Source organism: Tistrella bauzanensis (assembly GCF_014636235.1).
Classification (GTDB): domain Bacteria; phylum Pseudomonadota; class Alphaproteobacteria; order Tistrellales; family Tistrellaceae; genus Tistrella; species Tistrella bauzanensis.
Genome location: NZ_BMDZ01000038.1, coordinates 34,184 through 53,685 on the forward strand (window position 1 = coordinate 34,184; position 19,502 = coordinate 53,685).

At 60.4% G+C, this 19,502-nt stretch carries 14 protein-coding genes; all 14 read left to right on the forward strand.

Annotated features, from left to right (window positions below; translation table 11 throughout):
• The first annotated feature begins 63 nt into the window (after nt 1–63).
• The 14 genes from IEW15_RS15610 to IEW15_RS15675 all read left to right on the forward strand — a co-directional run bounded on the left by IEW15_RS15610 (nt 64) and on the right by IEW15_RS15675 (nt 19,375).
• Entirely contained in the window at nt 64–2,748 is a 2,685-nt protein-coding gene (locus tag IEW15_RS15610; RefSeq protein WP_188579581.1) for an SLBB domain-containing protein, read from the forward strand.
• Nucleotides 2,749–2,830: 82 nt separating this feature from the next.
• Complete coding sequence (locus tag IEW15_RS15615; RefSeq protein WP_188579583.1) at nt 2,831–5,341, forward strand: YjbH domain-containing protein; 2,511 nt, start codon at nt 2,831–2,833, stop codon at nt 5,339–5,341.
• Between the two features lie 297 nt (nt 5,342–5,638).
• Nucleotides 5,639–6,442 carry a glucose-1-phosphate cytidylyltransferase gene (gene rfbF / locus IEW15_RS15620; RefSeq protein WP_188579585.1) on the forward strand — a complete coding sequence of 268 codons (804 nt, stop codon included), beginning with the start codon at nt 5,639–5,641 and terminating at the stop codon, nt 6,440–6,442.
• Between the two features lie 100 nt (nt 6,443–6,542).
• Nucleotides 6,543–7,652, forward strand: a complete 1,110-nt coding sequence (gene rfbG, locus IEW15_RS15625; RefSeq protein WP_229708153.1) for a CDP-glucose 4,6-dehydratase — start codon at nt 6,543–6,545, stop codon at nt 7,650–7,652.
• Nucleotides 7,649–8,194, forward strand: coding sequence for a dTDP-4-dehydrorhamnose 3,5-epimerase (gene rfbC, locus IEW15_RS15630; RefSeq protein ID WP_188579587.1), 546 nt, complete (start codon nt 7,649–7,651; stop codon nt 8,192–8,194). Before rfbG ends, rfbC begins: the two co-directional genes overlap by 4 nt.
• Nucleotides 8,195–8,206: 12 nt before the next feature.
• Nucleotides 8,207–9,208: an NAD-dependent epimerase/dehydratase family protein gene (locus tag IEW15_RS15635; protein WP_188579589.1), complete on the forward strand. Its 1,002-nt coding sequence runs from the start codon at nt 8,207–8,209 to the stop codon at nt 9,206–9,208.
• Nucleotides 9,205–10,233, forward strand: a complete 1,029-nt coding sequence (locus IEW15_RS15640) for a glycosyltransferase family 2 protein (protein WP_188579591.1) — start codon at nt 9,205–9,207, stop codon at nt 10,231–10,233. Before IEW15_RS15635 ends, IEW15_RS15640 begins: the two co-directional genes overlap by 4 nt.
• Nucleotides 10,234–10,282: 49 nt before the next feature.
• The gene (locus IEW15_RS15645; protein WP_188579593.1) at nt 10,283–10,960 is read left to right on the forward strand and encodes an acylneuraminate cytidylyltransferase family protein; all 678 of its coding nucleotides are present in this window, start codon (nt 10,283–10,285) and stop codon (nt 10,958–10,960) included.
• 117 nt (nt 10,961–11,077) lie between these two features.
• Nucleotides 11,078–13,330, forward strand: a complete 2,253-nt coding sequence (locus IEW15_RS15650) for an N-acetylneuraminate synthase family protein (RefSeq protein ID WP_188579595.1) — start codon at nt 11,078–11,080, stop codon at nt 13,328–13,330.
• A gap of 75 nt (nt 13,331–13,405) precedes the next feature.
• Complete coding sequence (locus IEW15_RS15655) at nt 13,406–14,827, forward strand: mannose-1-phosphate guanylyltransferase/mannose-6-phosphate isomerase (RefSeq protein ID WP_188579597.1); 1,422 nt, start codon at nt 13,406–13,408, stop codon at nt 14,825–14,827.
• A 46-nt stretch (nt 14,828–14,873) separates the two neighbouring features.
• Complete coding sequence (locus IEW15_RS15660; protein ID WP_188579599.1) at nt 14,874–15,674, forward strand: GumC domain-containing protein; 801 nt, start codon at nt 14,874–14,876, stop codon at nt 15,672–15,674.
• Nucleotides 15,674–17,083 carry a hypothetical protein gene (locus IEW15_RS15665; protein WP_188579601.1) on the forward strand — a complete coding sequence of 470 codons (1,410 nt, stop codon included), beginning with the start codon at nt 15,674–15,676 and terminating at the stop codon, nt 17,081–17,083. The genes IEW15_RS15660 and IEW15_RS15665 overlap by 1 nt, the downstream gene beginning before the upstream one ends.
• 1 nt (nt 17,084) lies before the next feature.
• On the forward strand, nt 17,085–18,350 hold the full coding sequence (locus IEW15_RS15670; protein WP_188579602.1) for a lipopolysaccharide biosynthesis protein: 1,266 nt from the start codon (nt 17,085–17,087) through the stop codon (nt 18,348–18,350).
• Nucleotides 18,347–19,375, forward strand: a complete 1,029-nt coding sequence (locus IEW15_RS15675) for a hypothetical protein (RefSeq protein ID WP_188579605.1) — start codon at nt 18,347–18,349, stop codon at nt 19,373–19,375. The genes IEW15_RS15670 and IEW15_RS15675 overlap by 4 nt, the downstream gene beginning before the upstream one ends.
• Nucleotides 19,376–19,502 lie beyond the last annotated feature (127 nt).

Genomic DNA, 19,502 nt, shown 5'->3' on the forward strand with positions numbered 1-19,502 from the left:
CATACCAGATTGCGTGGGGCTCTTAAGCAAGAGCATCGCATCGAACAGGCTACGGGACGCAGCATGATCCTCGATAACGCTTCGCTCCGCGAATCCCTCCGTGTGAGATCACGCAGTGCTGCCCGACGTCTGGTCGGCCTGGCTCTGACGCTGGGGTTGGCGGCAGTTCTTCTGGTGGATGCACCGAATGCGAGGGCGCAGACCCTGCTTGATCTGCAAAGTCAGATTGAAGCCGCGACCCAGACGCTGCAGAATAATGTCGATGTGCGAGACGGCAGCGCCGACACTGCGCTTGATCCTGACGCCCCTGATCGTGCCGACGACGATGACGATGATGATGAGCGTAAGAAGGTCTCCGAGCAGGACGAGCAGCGCCTGGGGATGTTTGGCGATCCGTCTTCGATCGAGCGCGATTACGCGCTTCGAACCGGTCGCGCGATCTCGCAGTATGGATACCGCGTGTTCGGGCAAGGCAGTCGTGCTCCGCTGACGTCGGGTGAAATCAGCCCGGACTATGTTCTGGGCATTGGTGACGAACTGGTCGTGACGTATCGCGGCCAGATTTCCCGCACGGTCAGTGTCGTGGTCAATCGTGACGGCGACATCGTTCTGCCTGAGACGCCGCCGATCAAGGCGGTCGGCACGACCGTCGGCGACCTGCGGAGTCGCGTGAATGAGATCACCGAACGCAGCATGGTCGGCACCAGTGTCTACATCTCGGTGGGCAGCATTCGATCGATCAGTGTTGCGGTGCTGGGCGAGGTGGTGCGGCCGGGAACCCGTTCCGTCAACAGTTTCGCGACAGTGGTCGACGCACTGAACGCCGCGGGTGGCATCAGGCGCTCGGGCTCGTTGCGGCGTGTCGATCTGGTGCGGGCGGATGGCGAACGAATCCCGATCGATCTCTACAGCTATCTGGAAGGCGCGGCAGGTGCGGGAACAACCGTGCTTCGCGAAGGCGACCGTATCGTGGTTCCTCTCCTGGGACCGACGGTTGCCGTCGATGGTGATGTTGCCCGTCCGGGTATTTTTGAAACGGCGCCCGGGCGGTCGAGCATGCCCATGTCGGCGGCGATGAACATGGCGGGCGGGCCGCTTCGGCCTGCAGGCAACCGTATAATGCATGTCGCCTTCGACAATGAAGGTGTGCAGTCTGTCTCCACGGTCAGTGGTCGCAATGGCACGCTGCAGCGGGGTGAAATCCTTCAGGTGTTCATCGACCGCAACGTCGTTGGCGGAACGATTGTCGTGGAAGGTGCCGTATCAACGCCTGGTGCCCGTGCTCTGGATAGCCGGGGCAGCCTGAAGTCGCTGCTGACCAATCTCGATCTCCTGAGTGGGTCGCCCTATCTGCCGTTTGCCGTGGTCCAGACCCGTGATCCGACCACATTGCTGCCGACCTTGATACCTGTTGATCTGGTTGGGGTTCTTAGCGATGTCAGCGACATGACACTCAATTCCGGTGACCGGTTCATCGTTTTGGGGGCGGGCGATGTTTCTTTCCTCTCGTCTTCGCCAATTGCCGAAGCGTTGGCCGGAGGGGGCGTGTCGTCCTGCGGCGCGATCAACTATCTTCAAGGCGTGGCGCGTCGGACACGGGCCGACAGCTTCGTGAGTGCGCGCCAGTTCCTGGCCCAGAGCGGCACGCCCGCCAATGCGCCGTCGAGGGTTGATTGCCCCCCGGTTATCGATCAGTATCCGGCCCTTTTGCCACTGATGCTTGAAAACGTATCGGCGATCACGGGCGACGTTCGTCGTCCCGGTCTCTATCCGATCGTGCATCCGGTGCCGCTGCGTCTGCTGTTGAATGCCGCCGGTGGTCTTGGGCGGTCGGCGGACATCTCGCAGGTCGAGGTCACGCGCTACGATGCATCCGTCGGCGCAACGACCACCGACATCCGCCGTGAAGTTCTGGATCTGACCAAGATCAGCCTCGACAGCGTCGTGGTCCGGCCGGGCGATATGGTTCGCGTCGCGACGCGGGTGACGACACGCGAGAGTGGCGTGGTGGTCCTGCGGGGCGAAGTGCTTCGGCCCGGCTCATACGATATTCGTCGCGGTGACCGCTTGTCGGACCTGTTGATAAGGGCGGGAGGGCTTACGGCAGAGGCCTATCCGTTCGGCGCCATCTTTACCCGGGACCGCGTGCGCAGTCTGGAGCGCCAGGCCAATCGTCGTACGGCTGATGAGTTGCAGCGTGGCATCGTTTCTTTGCTGGCCCGCCAGGCGCAGCGTTCATCCTCTGCGGGTGTCGCTGATGCGATGGGTGTCATGCGGGAACTCGTGACGGATATTTCGTCGGTCGAGCCCTACGGACGGGTGGTTGTTGAGGCTGATCCCGCGGTATTGGGAGCGCGGCCGGAACTCGACACCGTGCTGGAAGGCGGAGACGAGATCGTCATTCCCAAGCGGCCAAACTTCGTCCTCGTTGTGGGCGAGGTTCTGAATCCCGGCGCGCAACAGTTTATCAGTGGTCGGAAGCCCGAAGATTACATTAAGTCGGCCGGTGGATCTTCGATGGATGCTGACGAGGGCCGTGCCTTCGTCGTTCTACCCAATGGGGCTGCCGAAATGTTGGCACTCAATTCATGGGGCACGACTGATGCGAGTATCCCGCCCGGCGCGATGATCGTCATTCCACGTGATTTGGCTCCGTTTGACTTCCTGGCCGTGACCGGTGACGTAACGCGCATTTTGAGTGGCCTCGCCCTCACGGCGGCGTCGCTCAGTGTCGTGAGCAGAGACTGAGGCGGACAACCTGGTGAACGGGTGGCGTAGGTGTAAGACGGCAGCCGGAGTCATACTGGCTGCCGTCGGGGTCGGTACGACGGTGTCTGCCAGCTTCGCGCAACAGGCGCCGGGTGAGTACCGGCCCTGGGAGCGGAGCGTCTTGCCCAATGTGTCTGACTATGGCGGTGTCGGCGCACTACAGACCCCCACGGCCAGATTCGGTAAAGATGGCCAGTTCCTTGCGGGGATCTCCATTGCCTCGCCGTACCACCGCTATTTCATCAACCTCCAGGCGCTGCCATGGCTGGAAGGTACGTTCCGCTATACCCGGATTACCGATCGCGCCTATAGCAATGTGGCCGGCTTCTCTGACCAGGACTATAAAGACCGAAGTGTCGACGTAAAAATCCGTCTCAGTGAAGAAGGTGAGAACTGGCCCGAAATCGCAATCGGCGCACGGGACTTGGGCGGCACAAATCTGTTTGGCAGTGAATACATCGTGGCCAGCAAGCGCTTCGGCAATGTCGACGTGACGGCAGGCTTGGGTTTCGGCGCCCTGGGGTCGCGCGCGCACTTCGACAATCCGCTGGGGCAGTTCATCGATCGGTTCAAGAATCGCGGCGACGGTGCTGACGCGGCCGGCGGCCTGGGAACGGCTTTTTTTTCGGGGCCCATGGCGCTGTTTGGCAGCCTTAGCTATCGATGGGAAGACATCCCGCTTATCAATGATGACCTGCTCTTTATAATTGAATACGATTCAAACAATTATAAGGACGATCCGGCTGCGTCAGATCTTACGCCGAAATCGCCGTTCAACGTCGGCATCACCTATCAACCGTCGAGCTGGGTCCAGCTTTCAGCCGGTTTTGAGCGGGGCGATACGGCGATGGCTCGCGTCTCCCTTTTCGCCGACTTCAACAACGGCTTTAACCCGCTGCTTGACAAGGGGGTTCCGCCTGAAATTGCGATTCGGGGTCGCAATGGACCTCAGGGACGTCCGGATGCGTTGCCCATCGAGCCGCGCCCAGCGGAGGCTGCTTGGTTGCCCGAGCTTGCGGAGGCAAGTGTGCGCGCTGCGGCGGCTGACCGCGCCCTGGAGGTGCGTCGCTTCGACGTTTCCGAGACACATGCCGAAATTGATCTGACCGGTGGCATGCCAGGCTGGGAGATGAATGATGCACTGCTTGTTGCGGCGCAGGCTGCCCGTGCTGTTCCCACCACGGTGGACATCGTGGAGGTGAGGCTTCTTGGGCAGTCTGGTCGCCGCGTGATGAGCTGGCGGCTGCCCCGAAAGGACATGGCGGCCGAGGATCTGCAGCTAGACACGACCACTGTGGATGCGCAGGACATCGCCGCACAGGCGTCGGCAGGCGTGCATATGGCACATGTTCAAACGCACCAGGATCAGAAAGAGATTGCCCTGCGTCTGTTTACGGCTGCGGCCAAGAACGACGTCGTGCTCGATCGTATGGAGATTGCCGGCGATACGGTCCGCATTCATATCGGCAACATGCCCTTCCGGAATTTCATCACGTCTGCCGGGCGCGCGGCCCGCGTCGCAACGCAGGTTATGCCCCCAGAAGTTGAGCGGTTTACGCTTGTTCTTGGTGAGGATGGGCTGGACGTCGCGGAGCTGACTGTTCTGCGGACCCATCTGGAGCGCCTGTCGAAGGATCAGAGCACTCTTGACGAGTTGTGGCATCAGATCGACATACGGCAGGCGAGGCCGCCGGGCGATGACGCGATTGTCAATGGCGACCGCTTTCCGGCCTTTGACTGGTCGATTGCGCCGCGACTGCGCCAACAGGTTGGTGGTCCTGACAACTTCTTCCTGTATCAGGTGTATCTGCGTGCGCTCGCATCGGTTCGCCCCACACCCAATACTGAAATTGACGGCTATGTTGGTTTGAACATCGTTAATAACTATGACGAATTGACGCTCGAATCAGATAGCCAACTGCCACGCGTGCGAAGCGATATTAAAGAATACCTCAAGCAGGGTGAGACCTGGATCGGTCGCCTCCAAGGTGCCTATTATGGAACTGTGGCGCCGGGAATATACGCGACGGCCTATGCCGGGCTCCTGGAAGAAATGTTCGGTGGTGTCGGCGGTGAGGTTCTCTATAAATCTGTCGGGTCGCCCTGGGCATTCGGCCTTGATGTCAACTGGGTCAAACAACGCGATTTTGACGGCATGCTCGGCTTCAGCGACTATAGCACTGTGACGGGACATCTGGGCGCATACTACGACCTGCCGTTCTGGGATCTCCACGGCTCGGTCCGCGCCGGCCGGTATCTCGCCAAAGACTGGGGCGCCACTTTTGAATTGGCGCGGGAGTTCGAAAGCGGAATCCGGGCCGGTGTGTTCGCAACGGTGACAGATGTTTCGGCCGAGGAGTTCGGTGAAGGCAGCTTCGACAAAGGCTTCTTCCTGAGCGTGCCGCTGGATCTTTATGCCACCAAGCCAACCAAGACCCGCTTCGGTATCACCTATCGCCCGGTGACCAGAGACGGCGGTCAGCAGTTGAACCGATCCAGCGCATTGATTGGGCGCGTCGACAGCTATGACGTCAACGGTGTGGCGCGCAATTGGCCGGGATTGATGGACTGAGAGCGGTTAAGGCTGGCATTAACACATTCTCAATCATATGCTGACGCCAGCCACGCGTCTGAGCATCGACGGTGGTCGGTGCAATTCCTCCCCCTTCGACGGGGTGGGGTGGAACTCTCCGTAATATCAATGACATCCCGCGCATGCGATATGCGTAGGCCGCTTGTGACATCGGCGATGCCATGGTATACGGATCAGGTACGATCGGAGCGAACGACCGCTGATGCGGCTGTGCCCGACGCCGGGTGGCGTGGGTGGCCTGTATCGCGGCCTGCAAGAGGCGACAAGACCGCTATCATGACTCCTTCTTCGGTTCCTGTTTTCATCCTCTGTGGCGGGCTTGGCACGCGCATCAAGGAAGAAACCGAATTTCGTCCCAAGCCGATGGTGCCAGTGGGCGACAAGCCCATCATCTGGCACATCATGCGGACCTATTCGCATTTCGGCTTCAAGAAATTCGTCCTCTGCATGGGTTACAAGTCGGAGGTGATTCGCAATTACTTCCTGAACTTCTATTCCATGAACAGCGACGCGACGGTCCACCTCGTCGACAACAGCGTCACTTACCATCAGATCAATCATGATTGTGATTGGGAAGTGACGCTCGCCTACACCGGCGAGAAGACGATGACGGGCGCGCGTATCGCCATGGCCTTCGATCGCTATATTGGCGATGCGGGCACCTTCGCCGTGACCTATGGCGATGGCGTGACCGATGTCGACCTTGCCGCGGAACTGGCCTTTCATCAGGCACATGGCAAAACCGGTACCGTGCTGGGCGTCAACCCGCCCTCGCGTTTCGGTGAATTCCGGATGGATGAAGACAGGCTGCTCGCCTTTGCCGAGAAGCCCGAGATCACCCATGCCTGGATCAATGGCGGCTTCTTCTTCTTCAATCGCGGCTTTCGCGATTACCTGTCGCACGACCCGGCGCTGGTGCTGGAGCAGGCCCCGCTGTCGAAGCTGGCCGCGGATGGCGGGCTGCATGTGTACAAGCACCCAGGCTTCTGGCAGTGCATGGACACCCAGCGCGACCGCGAACACCTGACCGCGCTGTGGGAACAGGGCAAGGCGCCTTGGGCGTATAGCGACGACAAGTGATCGGCATTGCGGCCGTCCGACCTGACCGGACGGCCGCAATCCGCGTATCGGCCAAGGGTGGCGCGCCGCCGTTGGCCGGCTTGCAGGCGATGGAAGCGATATGAGCAGCGAACTGCCGTTCAAGAACGTTTTTGCCGGCCGCCGGGTGCTGGTGACCGGTCATACCGGCTTCAAGGGCAGCTGGCTGTGCGCCTGGCTGTTGAAGCTTGGTGCCGAGGTGACCGGCTTCGCGCTGCCGCCGGCGACCAGCCCCTGTCATTTCGACCTGCTGGGGCTGGAAGGCCGCATGCGCCACATCGTCGGCGATCTGCGTGATCCAGCGGCGGTTTACGACGCGGTTGCCACGGCGAAGCCCGAGGTCGTCTTCCATCTGGCGGCACAGGCTCTGGTTCGCTACTCGTATGACGAGCCGATCGAGACCTTCGACACCAATGTCATGGGCACGGTCCACGTGCTGGATGCGGTCCGCCGCGTCGGTGGCGTTCAGGCGGTGATCAACATCACCTCCGACAAGGCCTATGACAATAAAGAGTGGATCTGGGGCTATCGCGAAAGCGATGCCATGGGTGGCCGCGATCCGTACAGCGCGTCGAAAGGTGCCGCCGAACTGGTCTTCCACGCCTATGCCCAGTCCTTCCTGACCCCGCTTGGCATCAAGTCGGCATCGGTGCGCGCGGGCAATGTCGTGGGTGGTGGTGATTGGGCGGCGGACCGGATCATCCCCGACTGCATCCGCGCGATCGAGCGTGGCGAGCCGGTGTTCCTGCGCAACCCGACCGCCGTGCGCCCCTGGCAGCATGTCCTGGAACCGCTCGGCGGCTACATGATGATCGCGGCGAAGCTGATGACCGGCGCGCCGCAGATCGGGACCGGCGAGGGCTGGAATTTCGGACCGTCCGCGCGCGACTGCCAGCCAGTCGTCCGTCTGGCGGAAGCGGTGGTGAAGCATTGGGGGAAGGGCGCCGTGGAAGTGGCTCCGGCCACCGATGGCGCCGCCAAGCACGAGGCGCATCTGCTGCGCCTGAATTGCGACAAGGCGAACAATATTCTGGGCTGGTGGCCGGCCTGGCGCTTCGAGGACACGATGCGCGAGACGGTCGGCTGGTACAAGGCCTGGGCCGGCGGCGCCGATGTCTGGGATCTGACACTTGAGCAGATTGCCGCTTACGAGCAGGCTGCACGCGTTGCCAATGCACCGGAGGCCGCATGAAGTTCACCCCCGCACCGATCCCTGGTGGCTTCGTCATCGATCTTGAGCCGATTGGCGACGAACGTGGCTTCTTCAGCCGCATGTTCTGTGAAACCGAGTTCGGCAAGGCGGGGCTTGAAACCCGCTTTGTGCAGATGAACGACAGCTACAGCGCCAACAAGGGCACGCTGCGCGGCCTGCATTATCAGCTGGCCCCCTCGGCCGAGGTGAAGGTGGTGCGCTGCATCCGTGGCGCCGCCTGGGATGTCATTCTGGATCTGCGTGAGGATCAGCCGACCTTCGGTCAATGGTTCGGCGCCGAGATCACCGCCGAGAACCGGCGCGCGATGTATGTGCCCCGTGGCTTTGCCCATGGCTTCATCACGCTGCGGGACGATACCGAACTGGTCTATATGGTGTCGGATTTCTACGACAAGGCGCGGGAACGTGGCGTGCGCTGGAACGATCCGCGCTTCGCCGTCGGCTGGCCGATTGAACCAACGGTGGTGTCGGCGCGCGATCAGGGCCATCCTGATTTCGATCCAGACCTTCACCTCCGCTAAGGACGTCCGGCCATGCGCATCCTGCTGACGGGCGCCAGTTCCTTCACCGGTCTCTGGTATGCCGAGGCGCTGGTTGCGGCGGGCCACCACGTGACCGCGACGCTGTATCGTGCCCGGGCCGATTATGCCGCCGATCCGCTGCGTGAGCTGCGGGTCCGGCGGCTTGAGGCGTTGGTGCCGCATCTTGCGCTGATCGAGCGGGTGACATTCGGCACCGACCGCTTCCGCTCGCTGTTCGCTGAAGCCGCCGCCGCTGGCCACCCCTTTGATGTGCTGTGCCACCATGCGGCCGATGTCCGCGACTATAAGAGCCCCGACTTCGATCCGGTGCGGGCGCTGGCCGACAATGCCCGCGGGCTGGTCGGCACGTTGAGGACAATGAAGGCTGCGGGCTGCCTGCGGCTGGTATTGACCGGGTCGGTGTTCGAGCAGCGCGAAGGGGCCGGCACCCAGCCGGCGACCGCGTTCAGCCCATACGGTCTGTCCAAGGGGCTGACGGCCGACCTCTATGCCTATTATGCGGCCCGGGAAGGCGTCACGCTTGGCAAGGTGGTGATCCCCAACCCCTTCGGGCCGTTGGAGGAGCCGCGCTTCACCGCCTATCTGATGCGCAGCTGGGCCGAAGGCAGGCGGCCCGGCGTGGCGACACCGGCCTATGTCCGCGACAACATCCATGCGGCGCTGCTGGCGGCGGCCTATGCCGACTTCGTCGGCCGGATCCCCGTGGACGGGGGCTTCCATGTCAGCCGCCCGAGTGGCTATGTCGAAAGTCAGGGCGACTTCGCCCGCAGATTCGCGCGCGAGATGCAGGCCCGGCTTTTGATCGCGTGCCCGCTGGATCTGGCCCGTCAGACCGATTTTCCGGAACCGCCGATCCGGATCAACACGGATCGGGTGGATGCCGACCGGCTGGGGTGGGACGAGGCCGCCGCCTGGGATGCGATTGCCGATTTTTATGCCGAGCGCCTGAACCTGCCTCGCCGCGGGGCTGCCACAGAGGGAGACCGGCCATGAGCCAGAGCCTGCCTGAGACCGTGATCCGCGAAGCGGCCCCCTGGATCGCCGAGGGCCGTGCCCCGACCATCGGCGTCGCCGTGATCACCTATACCGCCAAGAAGATGCTGCCGCACTGCCTGCCACCGCTGCTGGCTTCGCCCCTGAAGCCGCGGGTTCTTGTGATGAACTCGTCGTCCAATGACGGAACGGTGGAAATGGCGGAAGAGATGGGCGCCGAAACCCTGGTGGTGCCGCGCCGGTCATTCAATCATGGCATGACCCGTGAACGTGCGCGTCAGGCACTGGGCACCGACATTGTGGTGATGATCACGCCCGACGCCTATGCGACATCGCCCGACATGATCGGCCATCTTGTCCAGCCGATCATCGACGGCCGCGCGGCGGTGACCTATGCCCGTCAGATCCCACATCATGGTGCCGGCTTCTTCGAAGGCTTTGCACGCGACTTCAACTACCCCCCCGAGAGCCACATCCGCAGCTATGATGAGAAGGCGAAATGGGGCAGCTTCCTCTATTTCTGCTCCGACAGCTGTGCGGCCTGGTCCAACCCGGCGCTGGAGGCGATCGGCGGCATCGGCCCGACATTGACCATGGAAGATGCGATCAACGCCGCCAAGATGCTGAGGCGCGGTCACCGCATCGCCTATGTCGCCGAGGCGGTGGTGCATCATTCGCACACCTACAGCCTGGAACAGGAATTCCGGCGCATGTTCGATGTGGGCTATGAGCGCCGGCGCCAGAAGGATCTGCTGCTTGACGGTGTGCGCGACGAGAAGCGCGGCGGCAGCTATGTGAAGGCGATGCTGGGCAAGCTGATGCGCGAAAAGCCACAGCTTGTTCCCTATGCGATCCTTCAGACTGGTGCCAAATATCTGGGCTACAAGATCGGCTTTAACGCCCACCGGCTGCCGCGCTCGTGGATCCCCAGGATCAGCGGGCAGGATTTCTATTGGACCAGCGAGGCCTTCGATCTGCGCGAGGGCCGCGAATGGGGCACGGCCAGCCCGCGTACCGCCGGCTGACGATATTTGAAGCGGGCCGCCTTTCGGGCGGCCCTTCCCGGAGACAGACATGGGTTCGACGGTAGCGATCATCCCCGCACGCGGGGGATCGAAGGGCATCCCGCGCAAGAACGTGCGCATGGTGGCAGGCAAGCCGCTGATCGCGCATTCCATCGAACAGGCGCTGAACAGTGGCCTGGTCGACGCGGTCTATGTGTCCACCGATGACGACGAGATCGCCGCCGTCTCGGAGCGGTTCGGTGCGAAGGTGGTGCGGCGTCCCGATGCACTGGCCTCGGACACCGCCAGCTCGGAAGCGGCCCTGATCCATGCGGTGGACGAGATCGAGGTCCGCGACGGGCCGGTCGATCTGGTGGTGTTCCTGCAGTGCACCTCACCGATCCGGGCGGCCGATGACATCGATCGGGCCATCACGACCCTGCGTGCCGATGGCGCGGACAGTCTGCTGTCGGTGGTGGTGTCGCACCGCTTCTTGTGGAAGCGCGGTGACACCGGTGCCACAGCAATCAATTATGATCCCGCCAACCGGCCGCGGCGACAGGATATGACGCCGCAATATGTCGAAAACGGGTCGATCTATCTGTTCCCGCCAGAAATCCTGCGCACCCGGAACAACCGCCTGGGTGGCAAGATCGCTTTGCACGAGATGGCGGAAGAGACGGCCTATGAGATCGACAGCGAAGTCGATATGGTCGTGATCGAGACGCTGCTTACGCAGACGCGGTAAGTGGCGGTATCATCAGGGCCAATGGGGGCAGGGCGCGCGCTCCCGTGATGTTGACGACGGTCCGGCGGGACCGCCCCCATGTACCGCCGACCCCCAGCTAGAGCCGATCGGACACCGATGATCATCGAAACCAAGATCGTTCCCTACCTCACCTTCGTCGAGGAGACGATCGCCACCGCGCTTCGCAAGATCAGCGAGAACAAGCACGGCATCGTGTTCGCCGTGTCCGAAGCCGGACGGCTGGAAGGCGTTCTGACCGACGGCGACTTCCGCCGCTGGGTGGTCGAGCAGCCGGCCATCGACCTGGAGCGGCCCGTATCTGAGGCCATGAACCGGACCTTCCGGTCGCTGCCGCGCGATGCGGCGCCTGAACGGATCGCGGCCGAATTGTCGGAGCGGATCACGGCCCTGCCGCTGGTCGACGACCAGGGGCGGATCATCGCCGTCGCCCGCGTGGGTGCAGCGGTCGTCCGGATCGGCGATCGCGAGATCGGCCCCGATCATCCGGCCTATATCATTGCCGAGATCGGCAACAACCATCAGGGCGATCTGAGCCTGGCCAGACGGCTGATCGACCTGGCGGCCGATGCCGGCGCCGACAGCGCCAAATTCCAGATGCGCCAGCTCGACAAGCTGTACCGCAATGCCGGCAACAACAACGATGCCGCCGAGGATCTGGGCTCGCAGTACACACTGGACCTGCTGGCCAAGTTCTCGCTGTCGAACGACGATCTGTTCCGCGCTTTCGATCACGTCCGTGCCCGCGGCATGACGCCACTGTGCACGCCCTGGGATCATGAGAGCGTCGAGCTGCTGAACAGTTACGGCCTGGAAGGCTTCAAGGTCGCCTCGGCCGACATGACCAATCTGGACCTGCTGACGGCACTGGCTGCCACCGGCAAGCCGCTGATCGTGTCGACCGGCATGTCGACAGATGCCGAGATCAAGCAGTCGTCAGGCCTGCTGCACCGCCTGGGTGCGCCCTTCGTGCTGCTGCACTGCAATTCGACCTATCCGGCGCCGTTCAAGGACGTGAACCTGCGCTATATGAAGCGGTTGGCCGAGATCGGCGATTGCGTCGTTGGCTATTCTGGCCATGAGCGCGACATCAACGTCTCGATGGCGGCGATCGCGCTGGGTGCCAAAGTGGTCGAGAAGCATTTCACGGTCGACAAGGGTCTTGAAGGCAACGACCACAAGGTCAGCCTGCTGCCCGACGAGTTCCGCCGCCTGGTCGACGGTATCCGTCAGGTCGAGGAAGCGATGGGCGAGGGCGGGTCGCGCCAGTTGTCGCAGGGCGAGCTGATGAACCGCGAGATCCTGGCCAAGAGCCTGGTCGCGAAACAGCAGATCGCTATCGGCACGGTGATCACGGCCGACATGGTTGATGTCAAGAGCCCCGGCAAGGGCATCCAGCCCAACCGGCTGGCCGATCTGGTCGGCCGGACCATGCGCCGTGAAGTTCCGGCCGGCGATTTCTTCTATCCGAGCGATCTGGCGGACGGCGCGATCGAGCCCCGGCCCTATGCCTTCAAGCGCCCCTGGGGCGTGCCGGTGCGCTATCACGATTTCCAGCGCCTGCTGGACAAGACAAACCTGTCGCTGGTGGAATTCCACCTCAGCTACAAGGATCTGGACATCGAGCTGGCCAAGTATCTGGAGGGTCGCTATCCGATCGGCTATGTGGTGCATGCGCCCGAGCTGTTCGCCAACGATCACACCATGAATCTTGTTTCCGACGATGCCGAGTACCGCGCGCATTCCGTGAAGGAGATGCAGCGGGTGATCGACGTGACCCGGCGCCTGCGCGACTATTTCGACCAGCCGACCGATCCGCTGATCGTGACCAATGTCGGTGGTTTCACCACCGACCGGCATCTGCATCCACGTGAATGCACCGCCCTGTACGAGCGGCTGTCGGACAGCCTGAAGCTGCTTGCCCGCGACGGGGTTGAGATCATCCCGCAGACCATGCCACCCTTCCCGTGGCATTTCGGCGGGCAGAGCTTCCACAATCTGTTCGTGGATGCCGAGACCATCAACAGCTTCTGTGCCGCCGAGAACATGCGGATCTGCCTCGATATCTCGCATTCGAAGCTGGCCTGCAACCACTACAAATGGTCGTTCGAGGGCTTCTGCGAGGCGGTGGCCGCGGTGACCGCCCATATGCACATCGCCGACAGCAAGGGCGTCGACGGCGAGGGACTGCAGGTGGGGGATGGCGATATCGACTTCCGCGCCTTCGGGCACGTGCTGGACCGCACCCAGCCCGGCGCCAGTTTCATCCCTGAAATCTGGCAGGGTCACAAGAACGACGGCGAAGGCTTCTGGATCGCTCTGGAACGCCTGGAGAAGGCATTCGCGGCCTGACCGGCCGCGACGTCCATCGCCACAGCCGCCCCTGACGGCCGGCCCGCGCCGGCAGAGATGCGAGACATCATCCCCATGACCACCAGCATCATTACGCCTGTGATCCTGTGCGGCGGCGGCGGCACCCGCCTGTGGCCGCTGTCGCGCAAGGCGCTGCCCAAGCAGTTCCTGGCGCTTGCCGGCACCGATACCATGCTGCAGGCCACGCTGAAGCGGGTCGACCCGGAGGCAGGTTTCGGCGCACCGATCCTGGTGTGCAACGAGGACCACCGCTTCCTGGTGGCCGAACAGGCACGCGCGGCGGGCATCGAGCCGGCGGCGATCCTGCTGGAGCCGGTGGGGCGCAACACCGCCCCGGCGGTGGCGGCGGCGGCCCATGCGGCGCTGGCCCATGATCCGGATGCCCTGATCCTGGTGTTGCCGTCGGATCATGTGATCGGCGACGTCGCGGCCTTCCGTGATGCGGTGGCGGCAGCGGCCGTGCGGGCGACCGCCGGCGATCTGGTGACCTTCGGCATTCAGCCGACCCGCCCCGAGAGCGGCTATGGCTATATCGAGGCCGGCGATGCGCTGGACGGGCGTGCCGCGCGCATCCGCCGCTTCCACGAGAAACCCGGGCGCGAGACGGCGGAGCGCTATCTGGCCGAGGGTCGTTTCTATTGGAACAGTGGCATGTTCCTGTTTCCGGCCAAGATCGTGCTGTCCGAACTGGAGGCGAATGCCCCGGCGGTTGCCGAGGCCGTGGCCGCCGCCTATGCCGGCCGCACCGCCGATCTGGATTTCGTCCGCCTGCCGCGCGAGATCTTTGCCGGCGCCCCGGATCTGTCGATCGATGTCGGCGTGATGGAGAAGACCAGCCGTGGCGCCGTGGTGCCGGCCGATCTGGGGTGGTCGGATGTCGGTGCCTGGGACGCGCTGTGGTCGATCGGCGACAAGGACGCCCATGGCACCGTCACCTTCGGCGATGTGGTTGCCGAGGATGTGGCCGACAGCTATCTGCGCAGCGAAGGTCCATTGGTGGCAGCGATCGGCGTCCGCGACCTGATCGTCGTTGCCACCAACGATGCCGTGCTGGTGGCGCCAAAGCACCAGGCGCAGGCCGTGAAGACGATCGTCGAGCGGCTGCGCGCGGCGCGACGGCCCGAAGCCGAGACCGGATCGCTCACCTATCGCCCCTGGGGCAGCTATCAGGGCATCGATCTGGGCGAGCGGTTCCAGGTGAAGCGGATCGTGGTCAAGCCGGGCCGGAAGCTGTCGTTGCAGATGCATCACCACCGCGCCGAACACTGGATCGTGGTCAGCGGCACGGCCGAGGTGACCTGCGACGACAAGACCTTCCTGCTGAACGAGAACCAGTCGACCTATATTCCGCAGGGCGCCGTTCACCGTCTGGGTAACCCCGGCAAGATTCCGCTGCATCTGATCGAAGTGCAGTCCGGCGGTTATCTTGGCGAGGATGACATCGTGCGGATTGCCGATGAATTCGGCCGCGCCTAATTTCTTCGTTTGAACCCGAAATTCGTGCAAGGTTTGGAGTATCCGGATGATCCGCCGCAATCTCAATTTCATAGTGTCTATTTTTCTAGGTATTATTTGCTTTGCGGGTATTTTTATGTCAAGATTACCCTACGATATATACACGGCCTCCACGATCGTTTCCGTTGAACAGCCCGGCAGCGAACTGCAGCAGCAAGCGGCGATGCCATTGTTTGGTAGTGGACAGAGTAAGCGGATCACCGAGTTCTTCGAAGTGGTCAATGGAATCTCGATCGCAGAGCATCTGCTCCAATCCGATTTTGTTCAGGATGAAGTCGATAAGTGGCGACACGGCCGGCTTGCGGCCCGAGTGTTGAAGGCCCAGTTAGAACCAGTTCAAATTGAAGATGTTCGCAACTTCATCATGAAATCAGTTAGTCTGGATACATTGGATCAGGGTGGCATTGTCAAATTCGCTCTGACCACGTCGGATCGGGAGACGGGCATCAGGATCATTAAGGAGATCTTGAATTACTATACCGACTGGCGTCGGAGTAATGAGGTCACTTTGATTAAAGGCCAAATGGATGCATTGGCCACAGACCTGGAGCATCTGGCTACGGCCCAGGTTTCGAATGCTATTTCTGGTCAGCTAGTTCGACTCATGACCAGGGAAGTGATTGTTCGGGCCGATTTGTCCTATGGTCTTCGGGTCATCGATCAGGTTTATGCCCCGCGTGAAGCCGTCAACATGTCTCCGGTAATCATGCTGATCATCTCGATCATGGTTGGTGTCTTTACCTACTATTCGCTTCAGTTCATCAAAATTTGTCGAGCAGAGATTCAAAAGTCCTTCGGAGATAAGTGATGGTAGACGGTCGCGACACGAAGATGTTCGAGGCAAAATATCCACGGATGCTGAAGCTTCTGCATCTTCTGCCGCCGCTTATCCTCTTCGTCAATCCCCTGACGGGGTTCGTGTCGGAAGCGCCTTTGACGATCCCAATCATCGTGATAATGGCGTGGCTTATACTTCCATTTTGGTTGCAGATATTTCGTGCCCCCAAAGTCGAAAGAGTGCTCGTTGTTCTCCTCTTAAGCGTCGTCATCTCCTGCTTTTTTGCCGCTGGCATCAGCGAGCTTGTCTTTAACGCGTATTATGCTGGGATGTTTATCTGCCTCGCTTTTTATATTGTTCTGGCTAGATCGCCATATTTTCGATATTCGCGATATATAATGTATTGCATTATTGGCATGAGCGTGTGTCTTCTCATGTCGATGGCTCACTATTTTTTGTTCTTTCTTAATAGCCCTGCAATGTTTGTGGATTTTCGATATTCATTTTTCTTTGATGATAAGTCTCATTTCAGTGTCTACATTGGTCTTTTTCTATTCATCCTGGGTTGTGGGCTCGATTTATGTGTGGAGCGCTCTTCAGAAGAGCAGTGGGGGAAGCTGCGTCGATGGGCCATAAGCGTGGGCGCATTTGTGATCATGGGCATCGCTCTCTTTATGTCGACGACCACGCTTTCACGCTTGGGGGCGCTCTTCTTCCCCATGATCGGGGTCATTCTCTATCAGCTTATTCGTTTGAATCTCGGAGTAGTGGTTGGATCTAGACAGTCACGTATTTTGTCCATCCTGCTGTTGTTGTTGCCCGGGAGTATGTTGATATTTCTGGCATGGGTGACCGGTGGATTCGATGAGATTGATAGTTCCTTCTTCCAGCGGCTTGGGCGACTGAGCGCCCTGATGGAGGATAACTCTTTCGCATCTCATGTGATGCTGATCCGACTCGCCGCTGAGGTCAAGGTCTTCAACGTCTGGAACATGCTCTTCGGCGTCGGTCTCGGTAATTTTCAGCACTCTATTCTTGATACCGGAGGGGTGGTTTATGTCATTCAATACAAGTCTCTGTTGCAGAATCTCTATGTAGGTTATATGCCAACGCATTCGGTCTGGGCTTCCATCTTCGTCGAGCTTAATATTGTCGCATTCCTAATAATTTTGATGGTCATTTTATATTATACAATCCTGAGTTTGTATCTGAAGAGGTTCGACGTATTCGCTTTCTTGGGCGGACTCGTTCTTTCCTCTATGTTTTATAGTACAATCAATGAAGCGTTTTACAGCGTGATTTGGATAACTGTCATCGCAAGCCTTGAGAGAACGCGTAGCCGCATGGCCGACAAGCGGACTGTCATACCGGGAATCTCGCGCCCCGTGACGATCCGGGGCACGGGAGTGGTTGCACATTCGCCTCGCCGGGACATGTGAGATGGCCTTCAACAGGACGTTGATGATTGTCGGTGGCACCATCGCTCAAAGACTTGGCAACGTCATTCTGTTGCCGTTCGTTGTTGCGACCATGTCTTCTTCCGAGTTCACCCGGTTTGGTCTGTTTACAAGTACGATTGCGATCGCTGTTCCCATTCTTACGATGAACCTGCATCTTGCCATCGGGCGAATCTATTTTGATCACGCGACCGATGAGGGTAAGGCATCCGCTTTTATTACAAATATTCTTGCCGGTGCGATTGGTATTCTTGTCGGAGGTGGTGCGTTACTTCTCTTCCTGCAAGCCTCAGGCGTCACAGATCCCATGACCGAGGGCGATCTGGGGCTTCAGGTGGAAATTCTTGCCTGCGCACTGTTGCTAGTCGCGATGCAAGGAGGAAGTATTCTTGCCCGCACAAGAGACCGCAACCACCTGTACGCGTTGTCATCGACCGTCTCCGGCGCCGGTCTTTTGCTGGGATACGTCGTCCTCCAGGGCGTTCTGTCTGATAATATGCAGGCCCTGGTCTACGCATATCTTGCCGCTCAGTTTCTGGCCGCTGCGGTGACATGGTCCCTCTACCGCTACGGGATCAAGCACGGCAAGGTGCGGATGGTGCATCTGAGGTCGGGTTTCGCGTATTCGGCCGGAACAATGATCTATGTGGTCTCGATCTGGGTCATCGGGCAGGGGGGGCGATGGGTCGGCGGCGTGACGTTGCCTGATGCGATGTCGGCCGGCTATACGTTGGTCTCCTATGGCATGGTCGTGTTGGGCGTGATGGTCAACGCCTACTCAGAGAGCCACCGCATCCCATTTCTAGAGGCATTCGCATCTGATCGTGTGGACGACGCCCTCAAGATCATGAAGACGATTGCCCGCCGAAACTTCGCGATTGTCGGCGTTGCATTCGCCGTCGGCGCGATCGTGGTTGTGTTCAAAGAGAATCTGTTGCCTCTTGGTTATCACATGGAGCTCGTTTGGCTGCTTCCGGCGTTGGTGTATTGTTTAGCCGCTGCGCTGTTAAACCACAGCGTCTGGTTGTTCGGCGGGCTGAAAGAAACCTGGTGGCTGATACTGACGTCTCTCTGTGGCATTGGAGCATATTTGTCTCTGCTGATTCTGCTGATCGACGAAGGTGTGTCGGGGCTGTTGTGGTCATCTGCTCTTACTATGTTTGTACAGGCCTTTGTTCTTAGAATGATCGCGGAATGGCGGATCAATTGCTGGCGGGCACGTTTGATCTCGGAGGAGAATGAGGCGTGAACGATTTCCGCAGCATCCCTGATGACGTTAATGCACATGTCTATGTCTGCACAGGGTTTGAATCGCTCAAGGCAACCGCCATCCTCTTGCCTATGCGTCGACCTGGGACCCCTGCCTATGTCATGTGGTTCGGTGGGGGTGAGCCGAGATATCTTCCGGTCGCCGAAGGGGTGCATGTCGAGTGTTTTCCGGGACGAGACCAGGCGTCGTATAGCGCGGGTCTGCGACAGTTTCGCGATTTCTTGCGACGCCATCCTCTCGTTCAGCGAAACTGCGCGGTATTTGTACCCCACGTCATGCATTTCGCCGCCAGTTTCTTCCTACCTCGCAGAAGGCATGCCTGGCTCGCATTGCTGCCCGATGGAATGATCAACTATGCGGCCCGACGGCCGGCGGCGGCCGAGACACTGAAGAATCTGGCGAAGACGTTCGTCGGATTGCGCTACGGCGTGCCCTACCGGCCGTATCTATACCTCAATCACATCACGGCCTTCGAGCGTGTCCCGTATGATGCCACCTTCACATTCAGTGAGAAGGGCCTCGTCACTCGTGCTGGCGCCGTTGTTGTTCTTGATGCCATATCCGCCGATCCGGCGCCGGCGGGCGATCCTCGACGCATCGTCTTTCTCGATCAGGAAGTATCTGAATTGCTGGGGGGGAATGCGGAACGCAGATTGCGGGACCATGCCATGGCGTATCTTCGTCGACAGGCGCCGCAGACCGTGTTCTATAAACCTCATCCCAAGGGCTTGTCGCGCGTGGCAATGGTTTCTTCGGCGCTGGGATTCGATGTTCAGGAGTTGCCGCGAACGATGCCCATTGAAGATCTGGTTGGCAGCCTGGATGCCGGTGAGTTCGTGTCATTCTATAGTACTGCGCTGGTCAGTTTGAAGCGGACAACGTCGGCAAAGGTGACGGCGGTCCTGCCATCGGCTGTGGAGCCTGGGGCCGCGGCATTCTTTGCTGACGTGGAAGCATCATTCCGTGCGCAGGGCGTGAATATCGCCGACCTTCAAAATGCTTGAGCGGGAGGGCATGTTCTGCAGCGGCACATTCATGCCTCTCCGCCATATAGGGGATGTCCCGCCCGATGTTGAAAAGGGCTCGGCGGACGTCGCTGGTTGATGAGGCTATGCAGCCTCGCAGACGGGG

Excerpts from the sequence above, each read along its gene's own strand:
- IEW15_RS15640 (WP_188579591.1), top strand. The coding sequence starts at position 9,205 with ATGAGCCAGAGCCTGCCTGAGACCGTGATCCGCGAAGCGGCCCCCTGG.
- IEW15_RS15650 (WP_188579595.1), top strand. The coding sequence starts at position 11,078 with ATGATCATCGAAACCAAGATCGTTCCCTACCTCACCTTCGTCGAGGAG.
- IEW15_RS15670 (WP_188579602.1), top strand. The coding sequence starts at position 17,085 with ATGGCCTTCAACAGGACGTTGATGATTGTCGGTGGCACCATCGCTCAA.
- IEW15_RS15645 (WP_188579593.1), top strand. The coding sequence starts at position 10,283 with ATGGGTTCGACGGTAGCGATCATCCCCGCACGCGGGGGATCGAAGGGC.
- IEW15_RS15660 (WP_188579599.1), top strand. The coding sequence starts at position 14,874 with ATGATCCGCCGCAATCTCAATTTCATAGTGTCTATTTTTCTAGGTATT.
- IEW15_RS15610 (WP_188579581.1), top strand. The coding sequence starts at position 64 with ATGATCCTCGATAACGCTTCGCTCCGCGAATCCCTCCGTGTGAGATCA.
- IEW15_RS15665 (WP_188579601.1), top strand. The coding sequence starts at position 15,674 with ATGGTAGACGGTCGCGACACGAAGATGTTCGAGGCAAAATATCCACGG.
- rfbC (WP_188579587.1), top strand. The coding sequence starts at position 7,649 with ATGAAGTTCACCCCCGCACCGATCCCTGGTGGCTTCGTCATCGATCTT.
- IEW15_RS15635 (WP_188579589.1), top strand. The coding sequence starts at position 8,207 with ATGCGCATCCTGCTGACGGGCGCCAGTTCCTTCACCGGTCTCTGGTAT.
- rfbG (WP_229708153.1), top strand. The coding sequence starts at position 6,543 with ATGAGCAGCGAACTGCCGTTCAAGAACGTTTTTGCCGGCCGCCGGGTG.
- rfbF (WP_188579585.1), top strand. The coding sequence starts at position 5,639 with ATGACTCCTTCTTCGGTTCCTGTTTTCATCCTCTGTGGCGGGCTTGGC.
- IEW15_RS15655 (WP_188579597.1), top strand. The coding sequence starts at position 13,406 with ATGACCACCAGCATCATTACGCCTGTGATCCTGTGCGGCGGCGGCGGC.